23 protein-coding genes are annotated in these 21,533 nt (G+C 48.4%); 1 reads left to right on the top strand and 22 read right to left on the bottom strand.

Annotated elements, in window-relative coordinates:
- From der to aroF (BM056_RS00700), 14 genes are all read right to left on the bottom strand, one after another.
- Positions 1-1,311 (bottom strand): ribosome biogenesis GTPase Der, encoded by a 1,311-nt coding sequence (der, locus tag BM056_RS00765; protein ID WP_092467735.1) that lies wholly within the window; start codon positions 1,309-1,311, stop codon positions 1-3.
- A 121-nt stretch (positions 1,312-1,432) separates the two neighbouring features.
- Positions 1,433-2,746, bottom strand: a complete 1,314-nt coding sequence (locus BM056_RS00760) for a DUF512 domain-containing protein (RefSeq protein ID WP_092467733.1) — start codon at positions 2,744-2,746, stop codon at positions 1,433-1,435.
- Positions 2,747-2,826: 80 nt separating this feature from the next.
- Positions 2,827-3,255: a DUF3189 family protein gene (locus tag BM056_RS00755; RefSeq protein WP_092467731.1), complete on the bottom strand. Its 429-nt coding sequence runs from the start codon at positions 3,253-3,255 to the stop codon at positions 2,827-2,829.
- Positions 3,255-3,713, bottom strand: coding sequence for a DUF3189 family protein (locus tag BM056_RS00750; protein WP_092467729.1), 459 nt, complete (start codon positions 3,711-3,713; stop codon positions 3,255-3,257). Before BM056_RS00750 ends, BM056_RS00755 begins: the two co-directional genes overlap by 1 nt.
- A 266-nt stretch (positions 3,714-3,979) precedes the next feature.
- Positions 3,980-4,177 carry a capping complex subunit for YIEGIA gene (locus tag BM056_RS00745; protein WP_092467727.1) on the bottom strand — a complete coding sequence of 66 codons (198 nt, stop codon included), beginning with the start codon at positions 4,175-4,177 and terminating at the stop codon, positions 3,980-3,982.
- Between the two features lie 52 nt (positions 4,178-4,229).
- A complete protein-coding gene (locus BM056_RS00740; protein WP_092467725.1) occupies positions 4,230-5,120 on the bottom strand; it encodes a YIEGIA family protein in 891 nt (296 codons plus the stop codon).
- 102 nt (positions 5,121-5,222) lie between these two features.
- Positions 5,223-6,491 (bottom strand): stage II sporulation protein P, encoded by a 1,269-nt coding sequence (spoIIP, locus tag BM056_RS00735; RefSeq protein WP_092467723.1) that lies wholly within the window; start codon positions 6,489-6,491, stop codon positions 5,223-5,225.
- Entirely contained in the window at positions 6,488-7,243 is a 756-nt protein-coding gene (locus BM056_RS00730; RefSeq protein WP_092467721.1) for a DUF1614 domain-containing protein, read from the bottom strand. Before BM056_RS00730 ends, spoIIP begins: the two co-directional genes overlap by 4 nt.
- Before the next feature lie 215 nt (positions 7,244-7,458).
- Complete coding sequence (locus BM056_RS00725) at positions 7,459-9,546, bottom strand: bifunctional 4-hydroxy-3-methylbut-2-enyl diphosphate reductase/30S ribosomal protein S1 (protein ID WP_174549923.1); 2,088 nt, start codon at positions 9,544-9,546, stop codon at positions 7,459-7,461.
- 25 nt (positions 9,547-9,571) lie between these two features.
- Positions 9,572-10,159, bottom strand: coding sequence for a lysophospholipid acyltransferase family protein (locus BM056_RS00720; protein WP_092467719.1), 588 nt, complete (start codon positions 10,157-10,159; stop codon positions 9,572-9,574).
- Between the two features lie 5 nt (positions 10,160-10,164).
- Complete coding sequence (gene cmk / locus BM056_RS00715; RefSeq protein WP_092467717.1) at positions 10,165-10,836, bottom strand: (d)CMP kinase; 672 nt, start codon at positions 10,834-10,836, stop codon at positions 10,165-10,167.
- Between the two features lie 119 nt (positions 10,837-10,955).
- On the bottom strand, positions 10,956-12,239 hold the full coding sequence (gene aroA / locus BM056_RS00710; protein ID WP_092468392.1) for a 3-phosphoshikimate 1-carboxyvinyltransferase: 1,284 nt from the start codon (positions 12,237-12,239) through the stop codon (positions 10,956-10,958).
- Positions 12,240-12,247: 8 nt separating this feature from the next.
- A complete protein-coding gene (locus BM056_RS00705; RefSeq protein WP_092467715.1) occupies positions 12,248-13,339 on the bottom strand; it encodes a prephenate dehydrogenase in 1,092 nt (363 codons plus the stop codon).
- Entirely contained in the window at positions 13,336-14,361 is a 1,026-nt protein-coding gene (gene aroF, locus BM056_RS00700) for a 3-deoxy-7-phosphoheptulonate synthase (protein ID WP_092467712.1), read from the bottom strand. The genes BM056_RS00705 and aroF (BM056_RS00700) overlap by 4 nt, the downstream gene beginning before the upstream one ends.
- A gap of 473 nt (positions 14,362-14,834) precedes the next feature.
- Between aroF (BM056_RS00700) and BM056_RS00695 the strand changes: the two genes are divergently transcribed.
- The gene (locus BM056_RS00695; RefSeq protein WP_092467710.1) at positions 14,835-16,559 is read left to right on the top strand and encodes an IS1634 family transposase; all 1,725 of its coding nucleotides are present in this window, start codon (positions 14,835-14,837) and stop codon (positions 16,557-16,559) included.
- A 187-nt stretch (positions 16,560-16,746) separates the two neighbouring features.
- On the opposite strand, the gene aroF (BM056_RS00690) is transcribed toward BM056_RS00695, so the two are convergent.
- From aroF (BM056_RS00690) to BM056_RS00655, 8 genes are all read right to left on the bottom strand, one after another.
- The gene (aroF, locus tag BM056_RS00690; protein ID WP_092467708.1) at positions 16,747-17,604 is read right to left on the bottom strand and encodes a 3-deoxy-7-phosphoheptulonate synthase; all 858 of its coding nucleotides are present in this window, start codon (positions 17,602-17,604) and stop codon (positions 16,747-16,749) included.
- Positions 17,605-17,646: 42 nt separating this feature from the next.
- Positions 17,647-18,006: a chorismate mutase gene (aroH, locus tag BM056_RS00685; RefSeq protein WP_092467706.1), complete on the bottom strand. Its 360-nt coding sequence runs from the start codon at positions 18,004-18,006 to the stop codon at positions 17,647-17,649.
- 12 nt (positions 18,007-18,018) lie between these two features.
- Positions 18,019-18,438 carry a HutP family protein gene (locus tag BM056_RS00680; protein ID WP_092467704.1) on the bottom strand — a complete coding sequence of 140 codons (420 nt, stop codon included), beginning with the start codon at positions 18,436-18,438 and terminating at the stop codon, positions 18,019-18,021.
- Positions 18,439-18,468: 30 nt separating this feature from the next.
- Entirely contained in the window at positions 18,469-18,960 is a 492-nt protein-coding gene (locus BM056_RS00675; RefSeq protein ID WP_092467702.1) for a hypothetical protein, read from the bottom strand.
- A gap of 54 nt (positions 18,961-19,014) precedes the next feature.
- The gene (locus tag BM056_RS00670; RefSeq protein WP_092467700.1) at positions 19,015-19,470 is read right to left on the bottom strand and encodes a hypothetical protein; all 456 of its coding nucleotides are present in this window, start codon (positions 19,468-19,470) and stop codon (positions 19,015-19,017) included.
- Positions 19,471-19,545: 75 nt separating this feature from the next.
- Positions 19,546-20,280: a pseudouridine synthase gene (locus BM056_RS00665; RefSeq protein ID WP_092467698.1), complete on the bottom strand. Its 735-nt coding sequence runs from the start codon at positions 20,278-20,280 to the stop codon at positions 19,546-19,548.
- Positions 20,281-20,376: 96 nt separating this feature from the next.
- On the bottom strand, positions 20,377-20,910 hold the full coding sequence (locus tag BM056_RS00660; RefSeq protein ID WP_092467696.1) for a spore maturation protein: 534 nt from the start codon (positions 20,908-20,910) through the stop codon (positions 20,377-20,379).
- A 5-nt stretch (positions 20,911-20,915) separates the two neighbouring features.
- Positions 20,916-21,503: a nucleoside recognition domain-containing protein gene (locus BM056_RS00655; RefSeq protein WP_092467694.1), complete on the bottom strand. Its 588-nt coding sequence runs from the start codon at positions 21,501-21,503 to the stop codon at positions 20,916-20,918.
- Positions 21,504-21,533 lie beyond the last annotated feature (30 nt).

The raw sequence follows: 21,533 nt of genomic DNA, 5'->3' as shown, positions 1-21,533 counted from the left end.
TTATCTTTTGCGCAGGTAAATCTTAATCGGGGTGCCTTCAAACCCGTACGCCGACCGCAATTGATTTTCCAGATAGCGCAGGTAAGAAAAATGCATCAGCTCCGGTTCATTAACAAATAAAAGAAATGTGGGTGGTTTAACTCCACCTTGGGTTCCATAAAAAATTTTAAGTTTTCTGCCCTTATCCTGGGGTGTCGGGTTGTGCATGGTTGCTTCCTTAATTAAGTCATTAAGGTTGCCGGTGGAAACACGCATGTTTTGCTGTTCCGCGACATAATCCACCAGTTCTAATACCCGGTGTACCCGCTGGCCGGTCAGCGCGCTGACAAACATAACCGGAGCGTACTGCATAAAGCCAAGGCCTGAACGCAAATCTTCAATGTACCGGTTGGAAGTGCGGTCATCCTTTTCTACCAGATCCCACTTATTTACAACTATTATTGATGCCCTGCCTTTTTCATGGGCGTATCCGGCGATTTTTTTATCCTGTTCGGTTAATTTTTCAACCGCGTCTATCAGCATCAAAACTACGTCGCTGCGGTCAATGGCCCGCAGTGAACGAATCACACTGTATTTTTCAGTGGCTATCCCGATTTTGCTCCGTCTTCTGATCCCCGCGGTGTCAATGATCAGATATTGTTTATCGTTTCTATTAATAAATGTATCAATAGCGTCCCTGGTTGTACCCGGTATATCACTGACGATAACACGTTCTTCCCCCAGCAAGGCGTTTACCAACGAGGACTTGCCCACATTGGGACGGCCGATAACAGCTATTTTGGTAATTTCCTCCTCTTCTTCATCATCCTCCGCTGCCGGAAGATTAAGAACGATTTCATCAAGCAATTCTCCGGTATTCATGCCCTGAGCGGCAGATACCGGCAGCGGATCTCCCAAACCCAGTCTATAAAATTCATAAAGCTCGTTGGGCTTGTGAAATTCTTCCACTTTATTTGCCGCCAGAATCACCGGTTTGTCGGTACGGCGCAGTATTGCCGCCACATCGCCGTCGGTGCCGGTAGGACCTTCCCGGGCATCCACCACAAAAAGGACCACGTCCGCCTCGGATATGGCCAGTTCGGCCTGTTTTCTGACGTTGCTGATAATTTGCCCGTCCTCCCGGTAATCCAACCCGCCAGTGTCCACCAGGGTGAACTTTCTTCCGTTCCAGTCGGCATCCTGGTACAACCTGTCCCTGGTAACACCGGGAACCCCCTCGACAATAGCAACCCTGCCGCCGACAATCCGGTTAAATAAAGTAGATTTACCTACATTTGGTCTTCCAACAATGGCCACTATGGGTCTAGCCATTTTTCCACCATCTCTCAAAAGTTATTTATCAGTATTCAGAATTCAGGAGTCAGGAGTCAGAATAATTAATAAATCCCTACTGAATTCTTAATCCCGTATTCTAATTGCAATTTTACTGTGGCTAAAACTCTGTTCTAATATATTGCACCAAATCTTTCGGGCCATCTACCACAGTTACAACTACTCCTAAACTTGATCCCAGTTCTGCAACCGTCATATCGTCGAGGAAAACATCATCATCCCGGCGCAGCATCACTTCGGGTATAAACAGCACCTCGCCGAGGTCCCGGCCGGATAAGCCGCTTTGTAAATCACGACCGGTTAATAAACCTGCCACATTAACAGTTTTACCGAAAAATTCGTTTTCCAGAACATGCAGTGTCAGCTGCACGCCCTTGACCCTGTTGATTGTTTCTACAATCGGCCGCAATACCGGACCGGCAAGTGTTCCGGTTGCTACCGAGCCACGCAGCGGCTTTTCTATCTGCCCGGGCAGGCTTCGGGACGCTGTTTCCCATTCATCCATAAACAGACGTACCAGACCCACCCCATTTTCTGTTTGAGGAAAGCCCCCGTACCGGCCTGCCTCCGGTATCGGTTGGCCAGAAATCAAGTAAAACTCATCCGAAGCAAAAACAAACGGGTAATCATTTTTACTGTTAAAGGTTTTCTGCCAGCTCTGAACCTGATCAATTACGGCCCCGGCCCGGTCCCGGTTATATGGGCGGAGTTCGTATAGCCCCTGTCGCCAGGCCGTTAGGCCAACCGGAACCACCGCCAGTGACCGTACCGCCGGCCACAGTCCGCCTAAATCTTCAATAGTCCTGTTCAGTTGCTCGCCGTCATTGATTCCCGGGCACAAAACCGCCTGGGTATGCATCTCAATACTCTTGTCCGCTAAAAAAGTCAGTTGGCTCATGATTTCCCCGGCCCGGCGGTGCCTCATCATTTGTTGGCGCAGCCGGGGATCGGTGGTATGCACGGAAATGTACAGGGGACTCAGCCGTAACCGGGCTATTCTTTCCAGTTCCGAAGGACCGGTGTTGGTCAGGGTTATGAAATTGCCCTGGGCAAAGGACAGGCGATAATCGTCATCCTTGACATATAGACTGGGGCGCATTTGGTGCGGCATTTGATCGACAAAGCAGAAAATGCAATTGTTGCCGCAGCTTCTGGTATTCCCCCAGCCGCCTTCAATAAAGGCAATACCCATAGGCTCGTCCAAATCTTTTTCAATATCCAACAGCCATTGCTCGCCGTTTTCCTTTTGTAATAATATTTCCAGATTTTCTTCGGCTGTTAAATAGCGGTAATCCAATATATCTAAAACCGGTTTGCCGTTAACCTGCAATAAACTGTCGCCGGGCTCCACACCGAGCTCACCGGCAATGCTGTCGTGTTCCACATTTTGTATAACCAGCCCGTGGTCCCGCATGGGGAGCACCACCTCCAATACTCTCGTTACATTATCCGACAGCTGGCATATTTAGTCAAGGCGCTTCTGCCAAAGCCTTTTTATGAAGCAGTTTCCAACAGCTTGCGGTAAACTGATTTCACAGCCCGGTGGATCATTTGCCGGCCTAAAGGCCTTAATCCGGGGAATTTAGTGAGTATTACGCCGGCCCTTAATAAATAAGTCTTGGGATAATCCAACCTAACCAGACGGTAATCTCGTATTTGAAACAGGCCCAAAAAACTTTTTATTATTCTACCGGTCATATCGCCGTCGCCCCGTGACCACATGGCCAGACATTTTTCATTATTCAGGTCACAACCCAGATCAAATACGGTTGCCTCCCCTTTGCCCATACCATAGCGCTGCAAAACACCAAACAGCTCCTGCTTTTCCGGCAGACGGTCCCGCGGGAGCAGCCCGCTCCTGATGGCAGCGGCCAGCACGGAATACGGAAAACCGGTGTCGTTATAAAATATAATTTTGGACATTACCGTAACTCCCTTGCTTTAACGAAATGAACAAGCCGCAGAATCTGATCATAGGCTCTGGCGGTACCCCAGGTAACTATCGGCCTGCCGGATTTAATCCACTTGAACCGGCGTGAAAAGGTCCCACCTACTTTCATGCTTAAGTTAACCTTATACATAACATTTACCAGTTTAAATTGATTTTTTGGTATCTCAAAATGATCAGCCAGACTGTCTGCCAGATTTTCCAATATTTTCGGCTTGCCACGCTGGCCAACAAAACATATCTCATTACCGCATTCGTCCATGCCCATGATGGTGATATCACCATGATCATTGTTTTCTTTAGTATCAAAATAGGGCAAATTCAATAATTCCTCCGCCCGGGGAGGGCGATTGTCAGGCAATAACCCCAAATGAGCTGCTGCAGCCGTCACGGATGAATGGGTTCCACCAAAACAATGGTAAATTATTTTCAAAAGTATCCCCCTTATAATGATTAGAATTCAGGAGTCAGGAGTCAGGAGTCAGAATTCAGAATTAGTACACAGTAGCTATTAGTTAGTAATTAGTACTACAGCGACGCTTCGCCACGGGCGCTTTGCCACGGGGATAGTTCGATCGGCCCTTTGCTGCGCTTCGTGGCCGATCGAACAGTACCAATTGTTCCGAAGTCAGAAGCCAGAAGCCAGTTACTAACTTCATCTCCTGACTCCTGAATTCTGACTCCTGACTCCTGTCTTTTTCATTGATTTACAATAAAATAACAACCATTTTCCAGGTCATGAACCATCGCGTCTAAGCTCCTGGCCAGGAATACAGCGATTTTCTCTTTCTCCGCCTCGTTGGCTGCGATAAATATCGGCACCGCTCCGGTTACCTTGTCTTTATCTGTTGTTATAACGGCAAGAATTGACTTTTTTTCTGCCTCATTTCCCAACATACTCACCTCTTTTGATTTGATGAGCCGGGGTCCGACCCCGAAACCTGCAACCTTAATCGGAAGCTATTCGTCCCGCCTGGGTTCTTAGCGGTTTGGTGCGTGCGCTTTCGAGCACGGGTGTACGCTTTACGGCAAGCAGCAGTGACTTCATGTCTTTTTCCATGGGAACAATGTATAGCGCGGCCGCCCCTGTATCGGGATTTTTGCGCACCAGCGGAGTATACTCCGGAATGTCAATATCTTTTTTGCTCCCCAGGACGACTGCCGCGGTATGTGCTATGGCCATGCGCTGACCCAAATCGTGAATGGTTGCCCTGGCATTGTCGTCTTTGGGCTTAATCATAACCGCAAGTCCGTAATTTTTAATTTTTTCGCGCATATCAGGCAAGCCAACGGACATGATGTCAATTCCTTCTATTGTAAGCAGCGAGCCTTTAAAACTAATCTCCGCCGGCACCACCTCGCAAATGTCAGCAACGGTTTTACCGGCCCTTAGAGTTTTGCTCAGAAAAATGAGTATGGCGGCAATTATGGCTGCGGCCAGAATACCGCCCAACACAGCAGCTATACTGGTAACAAAAGCTGTGGCCATAACCAAATAATTGCGGGCTTCGAAAGTTCTGGCTATTCCTTCAATATAATCCTGCCCTCTTTTTTCCAATCTGGTTTGTTCAAGGTTTTCCAGGGTTTCCCGTTCAATATTTCTGATGTCTCTAAACTGCTGGGCTGCCAGGGCTAAAAAAGTAAATGCAGTAAAATCCTTTTCCATTAACGCCGGTACTGCCACGGCTCCCAGCGCCGAAGCAATGGCTCCAAGTGAAAGATGTGAAATATAGCCGTGCGGATATCCCGGATACTGTCGATAATCCAATCTAATCAATAAAATCCGGGCCAATATCCCGGCAGTGCTTCCAGCCAGTATAATATCCAAATAGTCCTTCAACCAAACCACACCCCTGGTTTAGCATAAATTAGGCGTATCATTCTTTTTACGGAATTTGATACGCCCTGCAGTTCTATTTATAATTAGCTGTTACGGCAAAAACTAATCATTTTTAATTTTTTCCCTGTTCTCCCGGGCGGCATTGTTTGCTTTTTCGCTATAGCCTGTTTCAACATCTCCCTTGGAAGTATACATCTTTTTCTTGAACGGGCCCATAAAACCTGCAAATTCCTTACCCCAGTAGCCGCTTAAACGTTTTCTGGCATTTTTCCAGCTGCCTGAGCTTACCAGTAAGAAAGCAGCGCTGCCAAGCAAGCTAATACCGATGATCCAAGCCAGGGTCTTCCACCCTGCCGATGATTTAGCAGCAGGCCCAAAGTTGCCCGTCGCATTTGGCGGTCCGCCGGCTGCTCCCCCGATATCCAGCAGGCCGGGCAGTGCGTCCGCAAATAAAGCCGCACCTTTTTGAGCCGCTATGCGGGAATTTGTATGCGTGCCAACTTCTATCAGCATTGCCGTAGACATTAGATCCTGATTGTAGTTGCCGTGAGCTATAAATATTTCTTTTACGATCCCGGGGTGGACTTTATTGGCGTAAGCCATCATTTTTTTGGCAAAATCCATGTTGGATTGCATTTTAGGGTTCTGTCTTCCTACTACTAAACGTACTTGGGTAACTTCTTCGCCGGCTATCTTTTTGTTGTAATAATCAGGGTCTGGAATTCCGTCACGGTGAACGTCGATAATAGCAACCGGGTTGTTTTTCATCAGCTCTGATGCGGTACGTCTGGACCGATAATAAGCATTTTTATCGCGGGGCTCGTGGGGCGTTTTGTTATTTATTACTTTAACTCCCCGTTTCTGCAGCTCGGCGGCTAATGCATCCCCCACTTGAAAAACGCCGCCATGGTAAGGCTTGCTTTCCGTTCCATCTGTTGGGACGTAAGATTCAGCGCTATGGGTATGGTAAATGGCAACGGGCCTGCTTTTCCAATCCGCCTGTCCTGCGACCGGCACAGTCATATGTTCAAACTCGTCTTGATAAGAAAGCAGCTCCCGGTCTAAGCCCGTAAATTCAGCCCTGGCATCATAATCTTTTACCTCTGTTATTTTGTAACGCCTTCCAGCGCTTGAAATCAGCTCATCGCCCGCCACCACTTGACGTGACATCATGCTTAAAAGCTGATTATCCCGGTCCATAATTTTATAAACTACTCCGTCTTCATGCTCGGATTCCATGACACTGTTCCAAAGCCCGCCCGGTGACCAGGCCGGGTTTATGGAGCGCGTCAAGGTATAATAGGCCAGCAAAGAAATCCCCACCGCCAGCAATCCTGCACCCAGCGCAATTTTTATGCGATTTTTTTTCACTGCCGGTCCTCCTCCCGTAATTCATTATTATCACTTTCACCGGCATCAGTGTTGGAATCAGCCGGTACGGGTTTACGCAGGCCTTCCATTAATTCCTTGGGACGTCCTTCTGATGCCGGTCCTCCCTGTAATCTTTCACGGGTTTCACCAATAATTTCGGCCAGTAAAACGGCAAATATCCCGGCTATGATAATTCCGTCAAAGGCGCCCGCACCGCCAATTGCCACTGTAGCGGCCGGAGCCCCTGTTGCAGCATACCAGATCAGGTAGGCAATATCTACCAGCACCAGCCCCAGGGTTGCTGCTATAAAAGCCGAACGGCGGGACCTCCCGGTTATATACGCAATTAAACCGCCAATAATGGGATATACCCAAAGAGAATCCAGAAAACCCAAAAATCTGCCGCCTGGCTCCACGTCGCCACGCCCCAGGAAGGCGGCCCCAAAGATTACCGCGCCGGTTATTACAGCTGAGATCAACGCTCTGGCCCATTCCTTGGTGGTTCCGGCTCTTGTCAGCAGGTAGATGGCAACTCCTATGGGGATAAGACCACCGCCTACATTAATTGAAACATCATAACGTCCGGTTGACAGTGGAATATTGATGAAGCTCCCCACGATCAATAGCACTATAATTGCAAGGGCGGATTTGTCCGACAACCGCATCCGGTCAAGAACACGCTGCGCCAATCCCAGAAAGATCAAAACGGATACCACTATAAGAATAATGATGCCAATGGGTAAGCCCGTCATACTGTGTCCTCCTTTAAAAAAATAATTATGAATATAGTTCCCCGCAGGGTTTGAAATATGTAACAAAAAAAGAGGCTTTATCAGCCTCTTTTTTTTGTTTTAGTTTTTATCAAATTCCAAGACTCCCACTTCTATAAGTGGGAGTTCCTATTTTTACTTCAGGTGGGGTAGAATCCCCATCTGAAGCCCCGATGTTCAGCTTTAGCTGAACGAGTTCACTTCTTCTCATCAAAGATGTCGCCAACCATTTCGCCAATGGTTACCGTTCCACCATCACTGACAACCGGAGCCGGGCTTTCCTGTTGTTTTTTAGGGGCTTGTTCCCTGGGTTTGCTCTTGCTCTTTTCCCGGTCAACTTCCCTGATGGATAAGCGGATTCTTTTTTCATCCTTATCCACACTAAGCACCTTGACCTTTATTTCTTCGCCTTCATGAACAACTTCATCAGGAGTTTCCACGTGACGGTCGGCTAAATGGGATATATGGACAAGTCCCTCCACACCCGGTTCAAGCTGCACGAACGCTCCGAACGGGGCCAGGCGCACAACCTTGGCGTTTACTATAGCCCCCTCGGGGTAATTCTGTTCAACGTTATCCCAGGGGTTGGGCAGTACTTGTTTCAGACCCAGCGAAATCTTTTCGCTTTCGCGGTCTACTCTAAGTACCATTACTTCCAGCTCGTCACCAACCTGAACTACTTCCGAAGGATGATTAATGCGGTACCAGGCCATTTCCGAGATATGCAGCAAACCGTCAACTCCACCGATATCCACAAAAGCGCCAAAGTTGGTAAGTCTTCTTACCACACCTTTAACAACCTGATCTTCAGTAAGATTTTCCAGCAGTTCTTCACGCTTGCGGGCATATTCTTCTTCCAGTACCGCCTTGCGTGAAAGGATGACTTTTCTCCGGGGACGATTTAGTTCGATAATCCGGGCATCAATTTCAGTATTCAGGTACTTGCTGAGGTCCTCAACGTAACCCATTTCCACCAGTGAGGCCGGCAGGAAAGCTCTTACGCCGAGGTCAACCAACAGACCGCCCTTAACTACTTCGCGCACAACGCCTTTAATCACGTCGCCTTGTTCCATCTGTGCTTCAAGATTGGACCAGGCTTTTTCAGCGTCGGCTTTTTCTTTTGAGAGCACCACTTTGCCTTCATTATCTTCTGATTTTAAAACATAAACATCTATTTCATCACCCACATTGACAACATCGGTGGGGGATTCGACATTATAACAGGAAAGCTCTCTGATGGGAATAACACCTTCGGATTTGGCTCCAACGTCAACCAAAACCTCATCCTGATTAACCTGAACCACGACGCCTTTCACAATTTCGCCGTGCCTTAGGTTTTTAACTTCCATGGCGTCTTCCATATTATGCTGCTCTTCTTGCTGTTCGGCTCCTGCAGAGTTTTCTTCAACCTGCTCCTCAGTCACTGTTTCCTCATTACTTTTCATTTCCTCAAAATCCATCATTCGACAACAGACCTCCTCTATAATCCAGCCGGGTGTTGATGCGCCCGCCGTAATCCCAATTTTTTCAATATCTTTCAGCCATGCAAATTTAACTTCACCAGCTGATTCAACCTGATATACCGGAACTTGGGCGGAATTGCAAATCTGGGTCAGCTTAGCCGTATTAGCGCTGTTCCTTCCTCCAATAACCAGCATTAAATCAACGCTTTTTGACAATTCTAAAGCTTCTTTTTGCCTCTCCGATGTGGCCAGGCAAATTGTGTTAAACACTTGTACCCGGCATCCGGTACCCTTTAAAACATTCACCACCGCCTCCAGGTTATCCTGGCGCTGGGTGGTTTGGGCTACTACGCCCACCTCATCATATTTATCCAGCTTTGCTGCCTGACCGGCATCCCTGACAACAACCCCCTGTTTTCCGGTCCACCCGACGATACCTTTAACCTCCGGGTGTTCCGGATCACCGACGATAATTACAGGTATGTTTTTTTCAGCCAGCTCGCGGGCAGTTTGTTGAACTTTTCGCACAAAAGGACAGGTGGCGTCTACAACTACCAGTCCTTTTCGCTCCGCTTCGGTTATTATTTCCGGAGCCACGCCATGAGACCTGATGATGACTGTGCCAGGTACTTTTATTTCACTAAGCTCATTGACTATGGTAATACCTTCCCTGGCCAATTCACCTGTGACCCTGTCGTTATGAATCAGCGGCCCCAGTGTGTAGACCGGTCCATCCCTGTTATGACGGGTTTTCCTGGCGATCTCCACCGCCCTCTTGACTCCAAAACAAAAACCTGCCGTGGAAGCAATTCTCAGATCCATCTTTTTCACCGCTGCTTTATTACCGTTACTTCTCGATATCAACCAATAAATGTTTTATCTCTTCCATTACATCATGGCTCAATTCAGCTAACTCAGTTCTTGAAACCTTACGACGGTTGGACGCGGATGTGTTTATTGGTTGTCCCAAATTGACCCGGACCTTGCCCCAAAAACCTCTGGTGCCGCTGACCGCCACCGGCAATAATGGCACCCCCCCCTTTATGGCTAACATGGCAGCACCCATGTGGGGGTTTAATAATTCACCGGTTTTACTCCGGGTGCCTTCAGGGAAAATCCCTACTACCTTGCCGGCATCCAACAATTCCAACGCCCTCCTGATTGATGAACGGTCGGCACCGTCTCTTTGGACCGGAAAAGCGCCGAGCTTGTTAATTAGAACAGCAAGCACGGGAATGTCGAATAATTCTGCCTTGGCCATAAAGTATATTCTTCTATTCAGGGCACAGCCCACTACCACAGGATCCCAGTAACTGACATGATTGGCAACAACGATCATGCCCTGACCGGGGGGCAGGTGCCCGTTTCCGGTAATTTCCCACCTGCGGAGCAGCAGTATTGCTCTGCAGACAAATTTTGCAAACCCGTAAAGCACTAATACTAGCCTCCTGAAACAATGGACAGTAATGTATCAACCACCTGTTCTGCCGTCAGCCCGGAACAATCGACAATAACTGCATCGGGTGCAGGTTTCAGGGGCGCTAAAGCTCTATTGGAATCAATTTCATCACGTAAAATAATATCTTGTATGACTTCATCATATTTAACCTGGTATCCGATTTGCTGCAACTCCAGGAAACGGCGTCGCGCCCTTTCCTCAACAGAGGCGGTTAAAAAAAATTTTTTATCTGCGGCAGGTAGAACCTTGGTTCCTATGTCCCTGCCTTCCATCACTACACTGCCCTGCGCGGCCAGTTCTCTTTGCAGCCGGGTCAGTACATTTCTGACACCTGGAATACGTGAAACCAAAGAAACATTGTTCGACACTTCCGGACACCTGATTTGTTGCGTCACATCCGTTCCGGCTATCAAGATCCTGGTGCGGCCACCTGCGTCCACCTTTAACGCAAGATCTATCGTCTCTGCGATTTGGGTAAGCGCCCCAGTGTCATCCATATTTATTTTATCCATTAGTGCCTGATAAGTTACAGCCCTGTACATGGCGCCTGTATCTACATATACATAGCCCAGTTTACTGGCCAGCATTTTGGCCGCAGTGCTTTTGCCCGCACCTGCCGGGCCATCAATGGCAATACATACAGAGGGGGTCATAAAGTTCTCTCCAAAAGTAATGAATACCAAAGAATACTGGAAAGATATTCGACATGTAACGTGAATATCCTTTATTTTATAAAAAAAACCTGAAAAGGCTAAAGCCTTTCAGGTTATTATTACACGGCAAGTTTTTTTAATGTGTTAAAAAACCCGGGATAAGAAATATGGACGCATTCCGCTCCCCTGACAACGGTGTCCCCTTGCGCCGCCAGTCCGGCCACCGCGGCGGACATGGCGAGCCGGTGATCAGCAGAAGTTTCACTAACGGCTCCGGTTATTTTATTTGCACCATGTACCACGAAACCGTCGGTAAATTCCTCAACACCTGCACCGAAAGCCCTGAGCATTTTAACCACGGTGGCAATTCGATCCGATTCCTTGTGGCGCAGCTCACCCGCATCCGAAATAACAGTATCTCCTTCCGCAAGTGCCGCGGCAACAGCCAGAACCGGTATCTCATCAATAAGGTAGGGAATTATGGCCCCGCCTATTTCAGTGCCTTTTAAACCACTGCTGCGTACTTTGATATCCCCGATGGGCTCGCCGTTTATTTCACGCAGGTTGTGCAGGGTTATGTCGCCGCCCATTGCTTTTAATACCTGCAGCGCACCGGTTCGCGTGGGGTTGACACCAACATTGGGTAAGACAATTTCAGAGTCCTTGACGATCAAACCGGCCACTATTAAAAACATGGCTGATGAAATATCACCGGGAACGATTATTTTTTTGCCTGTCAGGCCGGGCTTGCCCCAGACCGTTACCTGCGTGCCGTCAACCGCCACCCTGGCGCCAAAATGTCTGAGCATCCTTTCCGTGTGATCACGGGACTGGTTCGGTTCTATAACCGTAGTACAGCCCGGCGCAAATAGCCCGGCCAGAAGTACAGCGGATTTTACCTGGGCGCTGGCCACCGGCGACTCGTAATTGATCGGCCTCAAATTTCCGCCTTTAATTGCTATGGGAGCCAGTAAATTATTATTCCTGGCCATAATCTCAGCTCCCATTTCCAGCAGAGGCCTGATCACCCGCCCCATGGGGCGGCTGCGCAGCGAATCGTCACCGGTAATTACTGCATAAAAGGGGCTGCCGGCCAAAATGCCGGACATCAGCCGCATAGTGGTGCCGGAATTTCCCGCGTCCAGGACATCTACGGGTTCCCTGAGCGCTTCCAGCCCGTCACTTCGAATAGCTACCAGATTGTTGTCCACCAGTACTTCCACGCCCAGTGCCCGGATAATTCGTATGGTTGATAAACAGTCTTCCCCCATTAAAAAATTTTCAACTTCGGTTTCTCCCCGGGACAGGGCGCCCAGCATTATCGAACGGTGTGAAATCGATTTATCACCGGGTACATTAATAACACCCTGCAACCTTTTAGCCGGAGTAATTTTTTCATCCATGCTGATCACTAACCTTTCCGGCGGCACCTGATATTTTTTTGCTGCAGCAATTCTATCGCCTGCTGTTGCTCTTCCGGTGTGGCAAAGCCAATTCTGATGGTTCCCCCGTAACCTTCCCGGGCCCGTAAGATTTCTATTTCATAAATGTTGATTCCGGCATCTCCCAGCAGGCCGGCCAGCATGGCGATGATACCCGGCCGGTCCGGTACGGTAACCACAACCTCATATATATTAGGCAGGTACCCCTTTGATTTCACCGGCAATCCTTTTCTTAGATTGCTGGCATGGGATAATATTTCGTATATTTTATCACTATCCCGGTTTTTAATTGCCAGTTCCATTTCAGTAATAGCCCGCCGGTAAAAACCAAGCGCATCCAGAACCCTTACGTGATTGGATAAAAATATGTCTCTCCACATTTCCGGACTGCCGGCGGCGATCCTGGTGGTATCACGAAAGCCGCCGGCTGCAAAAGCCAGCGCACCCTCACTGTCCGGCATCAACGCCACGGCATCCACCAGTGCCGCGGCAACAAGGTGCGGCAAATGGCTGATCGTTGCAGCCACAAGATCGTGACGCGACGGGGGCATTTCCACCACCAGTGCCCCTATGGCCTCAGCCAGCTGACGGACAAAATTTAGGGCACTGGGGTTGGTTGCGCAAGTCGGCGTTAACAAATAATAGGCATTTTCAAATAAGTATGGGTCAGCTCCGTCGAACCCTGAAGTTTCAGCGCCCGCCATGGGGTGCCCGCCAACAAACCAGCCACCCTGGATAATCTCCTCAGCCTGCTCTACCACTGTTTGTTTGGTGCTGCCCATATCGGTAACAACAGTTCCCGGATTCAGGTAATCTTTTATTTCACAGAGAATAGCTGTGGTTGTGCCAACCGGTGTCGCCAGGAGCACCAGTTCAGCATTGCGGACTGCGGCTTCCAGTCCGGCAGATTCATGGATGGCACCGGCAGCCAGAGCCATCTTGATGTTTTCTTTGTTGATATCACAGCCGACAATTGTTTGAGCCAGTTTACGCTCATTTAAGGCAAGGGCCATTGAGCCCCCCATCAGCCCAACTCCGATGATAGCACAGCGGTTGATCATTTTATTTTTCCTATTCTACGCCCGGTAACTTCAGCTATGGCACCAATGTTTTGCATTAATGCCTGGAAATTTTCCGGAGTCAGTGACTGCGGGCCGTCGCAAAGAGCTTCGGCAGGATTGGGATGCACTTCTATCAGCAGTCCGTCCGCCCCTGCTGCAATGGCAGCCCGGGCCATGGGTTCAACAAAACGCCATTTGCCGATAGCATGGCTCGGGTCAACAATTACCGGCAGGTGACTTAAATATTTAACCACCGGCACCGCCGTTAAATCAAGGGTATTGCGGGTGTAGCTTTCAAAGGTGCGCACTCCCCGCTCGCACAAAATAACGTTATGGTTGCCCTCGGCTAATATATATTCCGCCGCTAACAGCCATTCTTCAATGGTTGAAGAAGAGCCCCTTTTCAATAATACCGGTTTGCCGGAGCGGGCCACTTCACGCAGCAGGAAAAAGTTTTGCATATTGCGGGTGCCGATTTGCAATATATCTGCGTATTTGGCTACCAGTTCAATGGTACTGGCATCCATCACTTCGGTTACAATGCGCAAACCCGTAAGTTCCCTCGCCTCGGCCAGCAGCTCAAGCCCCTTTTCCTCCAGGCCCTGAAAGGAGTAGGGCGAAGTGCGCGGCTTAAATGCGCCGCCCCGCAGCATTGTGGCGCCGGCCTCACGAACCAGCATCGCCGATTTCAGCAGCTGATCCCTGCTTTCCACCGCACACGGCCCGGCCATGACCTGAATAGTGTCACCGCCAATTTCCAGGTCTCCCACTTTGACCACGGTGGGAGAGTTCCTGTATGCCCTACTGGCCAGTTTGTAGGGCTGCAGGATGGGAACGACCTTTTCCACACCGGGCATTGCTTCCAGGGCATGATCACTTAACCGGGTTTTATCTCCAATAGCCCCGATGATGGTCCTTTCAACCCCCTGGGACAGGTGAATTTGAAAACCCGCATCAGTAAGTTTTTGCAAAATGCGATCTATATCAATTTGAGCAGCATTATGGTTCATTACCACAATCATTTTTGTTTTTCCTCCTTAGTTGGGGACATTCCCCCAGTGTTATCCCCTTTCCATTAAGCTTAAAATACCCATATTTATCTTAAAAATTAAACTTAAAAAAGCAAAAAACTCCCCGTGGGAGTGATTATGTAAACATATATACCGCCCCCTACCGTTCTACCGTACTAATTGATTACATTGGGGACATTCCTGCGGTGTGTCCCCTTTCCTTTTGGCCGGTGCGATATAAAATTGCACCGGTTGCCATGCTACCGCCAACCATACTACCAATTAACCATTCTACAAGGTAATATTAACACTCTTTGCCTGTGCACGCAAGATCCGTCTTTTCGGAAGCATTGAAAAAAGAGGGTGAACCAAAAAGCAAAGGAAGCCAAGGCCTGCGGGCTTAATTTTTTTGTCAAGTTTTTGCGAATATGTGTTGTGTAAATATGTGTAATGAGATAGAATAGCAGAATAAAGGGGCTACGCATATGTATCTACGAAAAACCTACTCGAAGCAGACAGGCAGGACATATTTGTCCATAGTGCAGGGGTACCGGAACAAGGAAGGAAAGTCAAAACAAAAAACAGTTCAAAAGGTTGGTTATCTTGATGAATTAAAAAAGGAATATGACGACCCCGTTGCCCACTTCACAGCAGTCGCGGCGGCAATGGATAAGGAGCGCCAGGCAGCAAAGAGCGTGACCATCACCATTGACATGACCGGCCAAATTGACCGCAATGACGCAAACCGCAAAAACTACGGGTATATCATTTTCAGCGAGATATATCACGAGCTAGAAATAGATATATTCCTAAAAAATGCACGCAGGCACGAAAACTTCATTTTCAACACAGACGCAATTATGCGCCTGCTTGTATACACAAGACTTTTATACCCCGGCTCAAAAAGGGCGTCGGTACTAAACAAAAAACGTTTCTTTGACAATTTCAAGTTCTCGCTTGACGATGTCTATGACGCGCTTACGCACTTCGACAAGATGTCTGGCGCATTGCAGCAGCATCTTCACGAAATGGTTACAGCGCACTATGGGCGGGATACTGACATTGTCTACTATGATGTCACAAACTATTACTTCGAAATAGACAGGCAGGACGATCTGCGAAAGAAAGGGCCATCGAAGGAACATAGGAAAGACCCTATTGTCCAAATGGGGCTGCTGCTTGACAAGCTCGGTCTGCCTATATCATATAAACTGTTCCCCGGAAACACGCACGATTCACAAACGCTTATGCCAGTCCTGACAGAAATGAAGAAAAAATTCGGCGTACGGCGGATAATAACAGTCGCGGACAAAGGGCTTAACAGCGGGGACAATATAGCTTACAGCACTGTACTTGGGGATGGGTATATTTACAGCAAAAGCGTCAGGGGCGCAAGCGAAGATTTCAAGCAGTGGGTGCTTGACGAAACAGGGTACCGGCAACTCACGGACAGTTATAAGTTAAAGTCCAAGCTTGTCCCTGATGCAGAAATCAATGTGACGGTGAAGCAAATCGGGAAGAAAAAAATCAAAAAGAAAGAAACCGTAGAACAGAAATGGATTGTATTCTACAGTGAAAAATATGCCGCTAGGGCAAAGCATAAACGGGAAGAAGCGATTGCCAAGGCAGTCAAGATGATAGAAAACCCTGCAAAATACCGGCGTACATTTGACTACGGTGCCGCCGGATATATTGAAAACCTCAAAATCGACAAAGAAACCGGGGAAATAATGAACACAGAAGACGCCCTTATGCTTGACACCAGGAAGATTGAGGACGAGGAAAAATATGACGGATATTATGCCATTGTGACCAGCGAGCTTGACGATGCAGATAAACATATCATTGAAATGTACAGGGGGCTATGGCGCATAGAAGAATCGTTCAAAGTAACTAAGAGCGTCCTCGGTACAAGGCCGGTATACCTTCGTACCAATGAACATATCAATGCGCATTTCCTCATCTGTTTTATCGCCCTTTTGATTGCAAGAATCGTTGAAATGAGACTCGGCGGCAAATATACCATATCCAAAATAACAGAAACTCTACAGAATGTAGCATGCAGTCACCTGGATCAAAATTTATGGTTGTTTGATTTTGCCGACGAGGTCACGGATGAGTGCAATGCTGTTTTCGGTACGGATTTTGGCAGAAAAGCCATGACACTTCAAGAAATCAAAAAAAATTTCGGGAAAACCAAAAAACACTAAAATTACACTACAACTCTTCGCAAAATAACAAGTCCGCAAGTCCTTGTAATTACATGGCTTGCGGACTATTTGGTTATTTTTGGCTTCCGAAAATAAGATATTAACACTCTTTGCCTGTGCACGCAAGATCGTATTATCCGGGCTGTGCGTACGGACAGGGTCGTCCGCCCCTGCCATCCTTGACTAATTATTCGTCCTCTGCCGGTGCCGCGTTAATGGCATGGGGGGCTATCTTTACCATACTATGCAAATTACGGGCTTTTTGAACTAAACTTTTCATTGCTTCCGGGGTCAGCGACTGAACGCCGTCAGACAGGGCTTGTCCCGGATTTGGGTGCACCTCTACCATCAAACCGTCGGCGCCGGCCGCCACTGCGGCAAGGCTCACCGGGGCTACCAGTTCACTCCGTCCGGTACCATGGCTGGGGTCGGCGATAACCGGCAGGTGGGTGAGACTCTTCAACGCGGGTATGGCATTAATATCAAAAGTATTGCGGGTGTAGAGCTCAAAGGTTCTGATGCCCCTCTCACAGAGGACAACCTGTCCATTGCCTTCCAGCAGGATGTATTCCGCCGCCATCAGCCATTCCTCAATGGTTGACGACAAGCCCCTTTTTAACAACACCGGAAAGCCGGAACGGCCAACCTCAGTCAGCAAACCAAAATTTTGCATATTCCGGCTGCCGATCTGAAGCATATCCGCATACCGGCAAACCTTTTCAACATCTTGAATTTTGGTTACCTCTGTCACTACCGGCAGACCGACACTACCTGCCGCCCCGGACAATATTTTTAGGCCTTCCCATTGTAAACCCTGAAAAGAATATGGGGATGTACGCGGTTTAAACACGCCGCCCCGCAGCATATTCACTCCCATATCTTTCAGCAAGCGGGCCAGTTCATAGATCATTTCTTCTCCCTCAACCGCACACGGCCCGGCTATAATAAACAGGTTCCCCCCACCAATTGAGCAATTTTTCAACTTTACAACGGTATGTTCAGTTTTAATATCCCTGCCCGCAAGCCTGTAGCCTGTCCCTGACATTGCTGCGCCCCCCAGATGTATAGTTGCTCCTGACTCCTCAATTTACTCTTTCAAGTCCGGCCTTAACCTAACTGCCTCATCCAGATATACGTGTTTGACTTCGCGCTGCCCGGCTTCGATATCGGCATGCACCAGCACCCGCAAACAACTGCTCAGGCTGCCGGGAACATCAACTTCCACAGCGCAAAGCATCGGTATGTAATTCCACCCGGGTAATTCCCTGGCGCATGCCGCAGGAAAGGCTGCATTTAAATCTTTGGTCAGAGTAAAAGTAACACTGATAATATCTTCTGCTTTAAGCTTATTTTCATCCATCACTGCCAGCAGCAGCTTTTTGGTGGCCTTGCCCATGGCTTCCCGCGTATTCTTTTCAACCGATATCGCTCCCCTGATACCACGCATTGCTATCCCCCGTTAAGATGAAACCGCCCGGTGCCCCAAACCTATGGCAACCTCATCCAGGTGCAATAGGCCCACCCCAAAAAATACGGCCACGCTGATATGATCCTGGTACCTGGCGATCCCTATTTTACCCCCTACATTCAAACCAAGTGCTTTAGTCATAATCTGGCTTAGGGCTTCCCTGGTAGCACCGGCAACCGCCCCTTCATCCGCATGAACTTCCCTGATCACACCTTCCCGCTTGGCTGCCACCACCGCCCGTTCCGTAATTTTATTAACCGAAGCGATAAAATCACCGCCATGGTCAACAGCAGCGGTTTTTATAGCTACTTTCATAAAGCGTGCTTTCATTTCCTTTTCCTGATCCCTGCTCTCGGTTAAGGCCATCCTTATTGCTGCCCTGGCCACATCCCTGCTACCAACGGGGGACATTTCCCCACCTCCGCACATTCTAATTTATAGTTAATCCTTGCCGGCATCTTCTAAAATAACAGTACCGAGCTTTTTAACTGTTCCTTCTATCTTAAAGGTGTCGTCGACCTTGGGCCATTTAACTCCCCCATATGTATCCAAAACTTTAACTGATACCGGCCGGTGGTAAAATTTTGTATCAATTTCCAAAACATCACCGTCCGCTACCGGTACGGTAACAAAGCGTTCTGCGAAAGCCGCCGCCTTTTGGCCGTTAACAACCACTTCTGCCATGGGTAAAGTTGAATACTCTAATAATTGAAAAGTAATCAGGTGCTCAAGTTCGGCAGCACTTGGTGCTGCCGAACTTGGTTCTCTCGACTCAATGGAGTCATTGGTATCAATGCCGGCCCTGCTTACAGCCTGCAAAACCGGGTCTTTGGTAAACCATTGGACCGCAACCAGCATTACCGCACACAGGACAACCGTTCGCAGTAACCAGCGCTCAAACCTGGCGCCCCAAAACAGAAAATCTTTTCGCACGGAAACATCATCCTTTCATTTTCTAGATGATATATGCCGTGCAGGCAGTGATTATTAACGCAAGTTATATTTTCTTTCCAGCTGTCCAACATAATTTTTTATTTCGCCATTTATTTTAAACAATAACCTTTCCAATTCATTACGATTTAAAACAATCCGGCCCGGTTCCTGCACATCTATTTTCCGGAATTCTTCACGGGCTATAAACCTGAGCAAGTCTTCAATATTTTCTGCATTAACAGTTAACACTACAGGCGCGTAAGCAACTTCCGCATTGGCAATATCGTCCCAGACCGTATAAACCTCTATGCTCACGTCGATATCTTCGATGTACACGCCCTGAACCGGAACGTTTCTTAATAAAGCCACGTGATGTTCCCGGGCTTCTTCAGCTGCTTTGTCCACCTGTTTTCCACCAAAAAGAAAACGGCCTGGTTTGGCCTGTCCCTTGAAGTCAAGCCTGATTTTTACCCTGAGTCCCTTACTCTCATCATAATCGTTTATATCCATCGCTGTATGACACCTCCGGGGCGCATTTTGTCAATTAATTTCTACTAATTTCTACCCCGGCTGGATATTTCCTGCCTAGTCTTGATAATCACTTACTTTAGCGGCCTTTTTTAACCGGCTGACTTCTTTAAAACCAAGGATACGGTATTCACCCGGTTTTAATCCGCCTATGGTTAAAGGGCCGACGCTAACCCTGCGCAATGCTAAAACCGGATGCCCGATATGCTCGCACATGCGCCTGACCTGCCGGTTCCTGCCTTCATGAATAGTTATTTCCAGCAGCCCGTCGTCCCCTTTTTCACCCAGCAGCCGCACCTTGGCCGGAGCCGTCGGCCCGTCGTCCAATACCACTCCCCCGGCTAAATCTTTTAACTTGCAGCCGGCGGGAACTCCACGAACGCGGGCAAGATAGGTTTTGGGAATTTCGTGACTGGGATGGGTCATAGCATAAGCCAGGTCACCGTCATTGGTAAGCAAAAGTAATCCCTCGGTGTCATAATCCAGTCGCCCCACGGGATAGACACGCTGTTTGATATTTTTAAGCAGATCTGTAACCTTCCTGCGCCCCCTGGGGTCCTGAACAGTTGTAACATAACCAGGCGGCTTGTTTAGAACAATATAAATCTTCTTTTCCGGTCTGCCGACAGGCTTGCCGTCAACCTCAATCCTGTCTTTAAAAGGATCAATCTTCAGACCCTGTACGGCAACCGTTTTGCCGTTAACCCTCACCCTGCCCTGGGCAATGATTTCCTCGCTGTGCCTGCGGGATGCCATACCCGTCCGGGCTAAAAACTTTTGAAGGCGCTCCATAACATCACCCGGTTACATTTTACCACTTTTTGCGGCAAAATAAAAAACAGCCGGTAAAGATACCAGCTGTGTCAGGCACCTGGAATAATCTGTTAGCTAACTAAAAACCTTGTGGCATACGTAAACTGAAGCGGCAAGTGTTGTAAAGTCCGCGGCCAGGCCGGAGATAATGGAGTATCTATAGCGGGAAATGCCTACCGAGCCGAAATACAAAGTGAGTACATAGAAAGTGGTATCTGAACTCCCCTGCATGGTCGAAACAAGCCGGCCGATAAAGCTGTCGGGTCCGTGGGTTTTAACTATATCTGTGGCAATTCCCAGCGCCGCCCCGCCTGAAAGCGGTCGCATTACCGCATGGGGAAGCACTTCGGCGGGTACACCTATCAGGTTCAACACCGGCGAAAACGCCCCCACTAAAATATCCAGCGCCCCTGAAGCCCGGAACACGCTGATGGCCACCAGCATGGCAACAAGATAGGGAATGGTTTTAATTGCGGTCTCAAACCCGGCTTCAGCGCCTTCCACAAAGGTTTCAAAAACATTCACCTTTCTGATAATGGCGATTAGGGGGACCATCAACAACACAACAGGTATAGCCCAGCGGGAAAGATCAGAAACGAGGCCAAACATCCGCCCTACCTCCTTTGCCTGTAAATGGAGCGCAATACCCGGTCTACCGTCACGGCCATGGTCATGCCCGCAGCCGTGGCAAATATTGTAGTCCCGACAATTTCAGTGGGATTGGTGGAACCATATATCAGCCTGATCCCAATGATGGTGGTTGGAATTAAGGTGATACAGGAGGTGTTCAGTGCCAAAAATGTGCACATGGCATCAGACGCGGTCTTGCGGTCATGGTTTAATTTTTGCAGTTCCTGCATGGCAATTAAACCCATCGGTGTTGCCGCATTCCCCAATCCCAGTATATTGGCGCTTAAATTCATGATAATAGCACCCATTGCGGGGTGCTCTCTGGGCACGCTGGGGAAGAGGAAATTTGTGATCGGCTGCACCACTCTAGCCAGTGCCCTGACTAAGCCGGCCGCCTCGGCAAGCTTCATAATCCCCAGCCAAAATGTTATTATCGCCACCAGGTCAATAGATGTTTGCACCGCAAATTGTGCTCCGTCTAAAGCAGCCTTGGTGACAACCTCAATGTGCCCGTTAAATGCTGCCACCAGCACGCCGATGGCAATCATGCCAAACCAAATATAATTGACCATTCTATGTTCCCCCGCAACATAATTATTACA

The sequence above is a fragment of the Desulfotruncus arcticus DSM 17038 genome, from assembly GCF_900113335.1.
In the GTDB taxonomy this organism is placed as follows: Bacteria; Bacillota; Desulfotomaculia; order Desulfotomaculales; family Desulfallaceae; genus Desulfotruncus; species Desulfotruncus arcticus.
Note: the sequence above shows the minus strand (reverse complement) of the source record. Positions and strands in the feature narration are given on the sequence as shown.

Excerpts from the sequence above, each read along its gene's own strand:
- der (WP_092467735.1), bottom strand. The coding sequence starts at position 1,311 with ATGGCTAGACCCATAGTGGCCATTGTTGGAAGACCAAATGTAGGTAAA.
- BM056_RS00760 (WP_092467733.1), bottom strand. The coding sequence starts at position 2,746 with ATGCGGGACCACGGGCTGGTTATACAAAATGTGGAACACGACAGCATT.
- BM056_RS00755 (WP_092467731.1), bottom strand. The coding sequence starts at position 3,255 with ATGTCCAAAATTATATTTTATAACGACACCGGTTTTCCGTATTCCGTG.
- BM056_RS00745 (WP_092467727.1), bottom strand. The coding sequence starts at position 4,177 with ATGTTGGGAAATGAGGCAGAAAAAAAGTCAATTCTTGCCGTTATAACA.
- BM056_RS00730 (WP_092467721.1), bottom strand. The coding sequence starts at position 7,243 with ATGACGGGCTTACCCATTGGCATCATTATTCTTATAGTGGTATCCGTT.
- BM056_RS00725 (WP_174549923.1), bottom strand. The coding sequence starts at position 9,546 with ATGGATCTGAGAATTGCTTCCACGGCAGGTTTTTGTTTTGGAGTCAAG.
- cmk (WP_092467717.1), bottom strand. The coding sequence starts at position 10,836 with ATGACCCCCTCTGTATGTATTGCCATTGATGGCCCGGCAGGTGCGGGC.
- aroA (WP_092468392.1), bottom strand. The coding sequence starts at position 12,239 with ATGGATGAAAAAATTACTCCGGCTAAAAGGTTGCAGGGTGTTATTAAT.
- BM056_RS00705 (WP_092467715.1), bottom strand. The coding sequence starts at position 13,339 with ATGATCAACCGCTGTGCTATCATCGGAGTTGGGCTGATGGGGGGCTCA.
- aroF (WP_092467712.1), bottom strand. The coding sequence starts at position 14,361 with ATGATTGTGGTAATGAACCATAATGCTGCTCAAATTGATATAGATCGC.
- BM056_RS00695 (WP_092467710.1), top strand. The coding sequence starts at position 14,835 with ATGTATCTACGAAAAACCTACTCGAAGCAGACAGGCAGGACATATTTG.
- aroF (WP_092467708.1), bottom strand. The coding sequence starts at position 17,604 with ATGTCAGGGACAGGCTACAGGCTTGCGGGCAGGGATATTAAAACTGAA.
- aroH (WP_092467706.1), bottom strand. The coding sequence starts at position 18,006 with ATGCGTGGTATCAGGGGAGCGATATCGGTTGAAAAGAATACGCGGGAA.
- BM056_RS00680 (WP_092467704.1), bottom strand. The coding sequence starts at position 18,438 with ATGTCCCCCGTTGGTAGCAGGGATGTGGCCAGGGCAGCAATAAGGATG.
- BM056_RS00670 (WP_092467700.1), bottom strand. The coding sequence starts at position 19,470 with ATGGATATAAACGATTATGATGAGAGTAAGGGACTCAGGGTAAAAATC.
- BM056_RS00665 (WP_092467698.1), bottom strand. The coding sequence starts at position 20,280 with ATGGAGCGCCTTCAAAAGTTTTTAGCCCGGACGGGTATGGCATCCCGC.
- BM056_RS00660 (WP_092467696.1), bottom strand. The coding sequence starts at position 20,910 with ATGTTTGGCCTCGTTTCTGATCTTTCCCGCTGGGCTATACCTGTTGTG.
- BM056_RS00655 (WP_092467694.1), bottom strand. The coding sequence starts at position 21,503 with ATGGTCAATTATATTTGGTTTGGCATGATTGCCATCGGCGTGCTGGTG.